We start from the raw sequence: 5,149 nt of genomic DNA, 5'->3' as shown, positions 1-5,149 counted from the left end.
GCTATCAATACAGAGAGTATCATTACAAACCCAACGAACTTATTCTTTCCCAGCCCGATTACCCAAAGGTCGATCTTTCTAAGATTCACAATGCCCCTAATGTCCTCGGTCTTATCCTCACCTTCTACATCTCATTCGCTATCACTGCCAGAAAAACCGCCTTCATCCTCCGCTCTGTCTTTAACATCAATGTCTCTTATCAAACTGTCCTGAATTATGCTTCTGCCGCCGCTTTCTACTGCCATGCCTTTAATCTGAAATATAAAGGCGATATAGACTCGATAAGCGCCGGTGATGAAACTTATATCAAAGTCATGGGCAAGCATAATTACGTCTTCTTTTTTATCTCTTCCAAAAGTCTTAAAATCACTGCCTATCACATCGCAGACAACAGAGACACCCTGCCGGCTATAATCGCCATGCAGGAAGCTGTCCGAACTGCTCAGCCCGATCAGCAAATCACTCTTATTACCGATGGCAACCCCTCGTATCCCGCCGGCATTCATTTCATCAACGCTATCTCCGCTGATCGTCCCAATATCCAACATTATAAGGTCATCGGCCTTCAAAATCTCGATGGAGAGTCAGAAGAATTCAGGGCATTTAAACAGCTCATTGAGCGGCTTAACAGAACTTATAAATACCATGTCAAACCTTCTCATGGCTTCAATTGCTCTAATGGCGCCGTCTCTCTGACTACTTTGTTTGTTAACTCATTACAATTTCCTCCGCCCACATATGTCCCTGCATTACAAAACTCCAGTCCAATTGCCGGAGTTGCAAAATATTTCTACTATGCAGGGCAAGTGGGCTAAAATCCTATCGCTTGCTGTTTAGCTTCTGCATCCAGTTGTCAAAGATCAATTGCTGCTTATTACTTCGCCAGCTTAATCCCTTAGATTGAAGCTGTAATCCTTAAATGCTCCGAAAGCCGCCGGCGTTGTCTACTTCTGCCTTTTCTGGCACCCTCTCTTACGCCAACGAAATCTTGTCTCTTGCTCTTTTCATAAATCCATCTCATTTTTCATAAAACTTTTGACATTATCAGATGTTTTAATAAAAGTTTAGCAGAATATGAAATGGAAATTAATAAAATATCCTTTCAGAGGGTTATAATAAAACAGATGGAACGGACAAATAGTAAAAAGTTAACCTCTGAAATATTCTATGCCGCATTGAAGGCTGTTGACCCTTATAGTGCAGTAAAACTTTATACGGATAAAATCCGTTCTGCTTATCAAGACGGCAGCTTCAAAAGGCTCATCGTCACAGGCTTTGGCAAGGCAGCATGCAGTATGTCAAAGGCTATGGAAGATAATTTGGGAGATTTGATCGATACCGGAATTTTGATTACGAAATATGGGCACAGTATAAGTCAGGGGTCAGGAGTCAAAAGTCAGGAGTCTATGATAAGGATTTATGAGGCCGATCATCCGGTGCCAGATGAAAACGGATTAAGAGGCACGGAGGAGATAATAAAAATCCTGAAAAATGCGGATAAAAATACCCTTGTAGTGTGCCTTGTTTCAGGCGGAGGTTCTGCACTCCTTGTCTCTCCATACGAAGGCATTTCCCTTGATGAGAAACAAAAAATCACTCAATTACTCCTTAAGGCAGGCGTTGATATATATGAACTCAATACAGTGAGGAAACATCTATCAAAGGTGAAGGGAGGAAGGCTTGCAGAGATCGCCCATCCTGCAAAGGTCATATCTTTAATACTTTCTGATGTGATAGGAGACAGGCTGGATGTCATTGCATCGGGACCGACAGCACCTGATAAGACTACATACAACCATGCAATAGGTGTGCTTGAAAAGTACAAACTAACAGAAAAAGCACCTGAATCTGTAATCAATATGCTCGGCAATGGTGCAAAGGGTCTTATCTCCGAGACACCAAAAGATGACAACCCTGTATTTGAAAAGGTTGAGAACACTATCATAGGAAGTAACAGAAAAGCATTGGAAGCTGCAAAAGAAAAGGCAGAATCTCTTGGTTCACAAACAGAGATAATATCGTCTGAAGTTACAGGTGAGGCAAGAGAAGTCGGGAAATGGCTTGCAAACATAGCAAAGGGTCTAAGGGTTCAAGGATTCAAGGGTTCAAGGTGTTTAATTAGCGGTGGAGAGACAACCGTAACTGCTAAAGGCAACGGCATTGGCGGCAGGAATATGGAACTTGCACTCTCCTTTGCAATGGAGATAGAAGGCATTGACGGAATTACTCTTCTTTCTGCAGGAACAGACGGGACAGACGGCCCTACCGATGCAGCAGGGGCAACAGTTGATGGGGAAACAGTTAAGAAGGCAAAGGCTATTGGACTTGATCCTGAAGAATATTTAAGGAATAACGATTCCTACAACTTCTTCAAAAAAATAGATGGGCTCTTTATCACAGGGCCGACAGGCACAAATGTCATGGATGTTCAGGTGATGGTGATAGAGTGAAAAAACTCGTTATCTTTACAGACCTCGATGGTACACTCCTTGACCATTACACTTACTCCTTTGAAAGGGCATTGCCTGCACTTACATTGCTAAAAGGAAAAAACATCCCACTCATAATCTGTTCAAGCAAGACAAAAGAGGAGATAGAGTATTACAGGAGAAAACTCGACAACCATCATCCCTTCATATCGGAGAACGGTGGAGGGATATTCATACCTACAGAGTATTTCAAATTTCAAATTTCAAATTTCAAATCTGAGGAAAACGACAAGTATCGAATAATCAGGCTTGGTGCAAAATATTCTGATCTAAGAAAGGCTTTGCTGGAATTGCATTCAGAGGGATTTAATGTAAAAGGCTTCGGGGATATGACGGCAGAGGAACTTGCAGACATAGCAAATATGAGAATTGACGAGGCCAAGATGGCAAAGGAAAGGGATTTTGACGAGCCATTTGTCTTTGATGGCAGTGAAATAGATGAGCAGAGACTTTTAGAAACTATCATAGCAAAAGGATTCAACTTTACTCAGGGTAGGTTTTTCCACATCCTCGGTAACAGCGATAAAGGAAAGGCCGTGTCCATTTTAACTGATTTATACAGAAGAAAATTAGGCGAAATCTTGACCATTGCAATTGGCGACAGTCCAAATGATATACCGATGCTAAAAAGAGTTGATTATCCAGTAATTGTTCAGAAGCCGGATGAAAGTTACGACCCAAGAATAAATATTCCGAATCTCACCCGGGCAGAAGGCATCGGCCCGGACGGATGGAATAAGGCTATTTTAAGATTTGTATCAGATATAAAAGCCCTTTGATTGCTGAAATTATCTATTCCTTAGTCCTTCTCATCAACCTGCCGCCTCTCGGGATAATTGCTATCCCGGATGGGTCTATATGGCAGCGAAAGCGGTCTTTATCAGGGTCAAAGCCTATCCTTTCTCCTTCATTTATTATATTCAGTTTGTCCACTATCACCCTTCTGAGACTGCATCCTTTTTTGAGAACCGCATGGTCCATGATTATGCAATCTTCGACGCTGACATTATCTTCGATTACAACCCCGCTCCTGATAACCGAATTGCGTATCTTTGCCTTACGGATAACAGTACCTTCGGCGATTATGCTGTTCCTTATGTCTCCCCTCAATATCTTTGCTGAAGGCCCTTCGTAACCTGACGGATGGATAGGCCACAATCTATTGCCAAGTTCAAATAAAGGACGGTCGCCCAGCATGTCCATATGGGCATCAAAATATGCGGATATGGTTCCCACATCACGCCAATACCCCTTTTCCTCGCAATCCATTGTCCCGGAAATAATATTTGTGGCAAAGTCATACGCAAATGCCTTTTCTGTATCCACAAGGCCGGGTATAACGTGTGCCCCAAAATCATGCTGCTTTTTCCTCTGAGCCCTTGCCAGTGCATCTAAAAGTACGTCCCTGTTAAATATGTAATTCCCCATTGAGACATAAGCACGGCTCGGATCATCCGGCATTGGTGTAGGCTTTTTTGGTTTTTCCTGGAATCCGACAATTCGTCTTTCACTATTAGTCTGAATAACTCCAAATGCAGATGCCTGCTCAACAGGTACAGGCCTTGCCGCAACAGTTACAAAGGCATCTTTTTGGAGATGGAAATCTATCATCTGGCGGATATCCATTCTGTAGATGTGGTCTGCACCAAAGACTATGACGAGTTCCGGGTTGTGCTGCTGTATGAGATTTATGTTCTGAAAGACAGCATCGGCAGTACCCTGAAACCACTCAGGTCCCATGCGCATCTGCGGCGGCACAACCGTGACAAAATGATCCTTAATAACAGGAGACAAAACCCAGTTCTGCCTTACATGCTCAATGAGAGATTGGGATTTGTACTGAACAAGCAGATAAATTGAGTATATGTGGGAGTTAATAAAATTGCTCAGAACAAAATCAACTATTCTGTATCTTCCTCCGAACGGAACCGACGGTTTAGAACGGAATGCCGTCAACGGGAAAAGCCTCTCTCCTTTTCCTCCTGCAAGCACGAATGCAAGAACCTTTGGATGCGCCATTTAAAACCTCCTTGCTGCTAAATCTTAATTCCCATTTAATCTTCTCAATGCCTTTGCAGCCTCATCCCTTATGTGTGGATCTGCATCGTTATACAGAACTCGTTTCACAAAAGGGATTGCCGACTCATCTCCGATTTTCCCAAGCGCCATTATCGCGTTTATCCTGATTGCAAAGCTCTTATCGTTTAATGCAGAAATCAAATATGGCACGGCCTTTCTACTGCCAATCTCTCTGAGGGACTGTATTGCTGCCTCTCTCACATACAATGTTTTATCATTCAGCGCATCTATCAGCACATCTGCCACTTTTGAATGTCCTTTGAAATTGCCAAGGGCAAGGGCGGCATTCCATTTGAGTGCAGGACAGTCATAGGTAAAAAACGGGTCTTGCAATATCCTCATGAATATATCTACTGCCTTTGGACTCCTTATTTCCGCCAGCAGCTTTACTGCTCTAATCTGAATCTTCCAGTCCTCGCCTTGATTTTCGATGACGCTCATGAGTGCCCTCACAGAATCATCATCTCCTATCCTGCCCAATTCTTCCACTGCCGACAAACGGATTTAGGGTCATCATGCCGGAGCTTTACCAGCAATTTATCGATATCATGAGGCGCTGCATGACCTTGAGAGACAATCAG

General features: G+C 43.0%; 5 protein-coding genes. 3 read left to right on the top strand and 2 right to left on the bottom strand.

The window, feature by feature from the left end:
* The 3 genes from V7L97_RS02145 to V7L97_RS02135 form a co-directional block, all read left to right on the top strand.
* On the top strand, nucleotides 1-815 hold an 815-nt coding region (locus tag V7L97_RS02145), incomplete at its 5' end, for a DDE-type integrase/transposase/recombinase (RefSeq protein ID WP_333653000.1).
* A 264-nt stretch (nucleotides 816-1,079) separates the two neighbouring features.
* Nucleotides 1,080-2,450: a glycerate kinase type-2 family protein gene (locus tag V7L97_RS02140; RefSeq protein WP_333652998.1), complete on the top strand. Its 1,371-nt coding sequence runs from the start codon at nucleotides 1,080-1,082 to the stop codon at nucleotides 2,448-2,450.
* Complete coding sequence (locus V7L97_RS02135) at nucleotides 2,447-3,268, top strand: HAD-IIB family hydrolase (protein ID WP_333652996.1); 822 nt, start codon at nucleotides 2,447-2,449, stop codon at nucleotides 3,266-3,268. Before V7L97_RS02140 ends, V7L97_RS02135 begins: the two co-directional genes overlap by 4 nt.
* A 13-nt stretch (nucleotides 3,269-3,281) precedes the next feature.
* Here V7L97_RS02135 and V7L97_RS02130 read toward each other — a convergent pair whose 3' ends face one another.
* Both V7L97_RS02130 and V7L97_RS02125 read right to left on the bottom strand, forming a co-directional pair.
* The gene (locus V7L97_RS02130; protein WP_333652994.1) at nucleotides 3,282-4,508 is read right to left on the bottom strand and encodes a glucose-1-phosphate adenylyltransferase; all 1,227 of its coding nucleotides are present in this window, start codon (nucleotides 4,506-4,508) and stop codon (nucleotides 3,282-3,284) included.
* 24 nt (nucleotides 4,509-4,532) lie between these two features.
* Nucleotides 4,533-5,057, bottom strand: a complete 525-nt coding sequence (locus V7L97_RS02125; protein WP_333653004.1) for a HEAT repeat domain-containing protein — start codon at nucleotides 5,055-5,057, stop codon at nucleotides 4,533-4,535.
* Between the last annotated feature and the right edge of the window lie 92 nt (nucleotides 5,058-5,149).

This window comes from Dissulfurispira sp., assembly GCF_036745535.1.
Lineage (GTDB): Bacteria > Nitrospirota > Thermodesulfovibrionia > Thermodesulfovibrionales > Dissulfurispiraceae > Dissulfurispira.
The sequence above is the reverse complement of the archived record's forward strand: the minus strand, read 5'-3'. Positions and strand labels throughout refer to the sequence as shown.

What these genes read in the sequence shown, in the direction of transcription:
- V7L97_RS02140 (WP_333652998.1), top strand. Translation starts at nt 1,080, where the DNA reads ATGGAAATTAATAAAATATCCTTTCAGAGGGTTATAATAAAACAGATG.
- V7L97_RS02130 (WP_333652994.1), bottom strand. Translation starts at nt 4,508, where the DNA reads ATGGCGCATCCAAAGGTTCTTGCATTCGTGCTTGCAGGAGGAAAAGGA.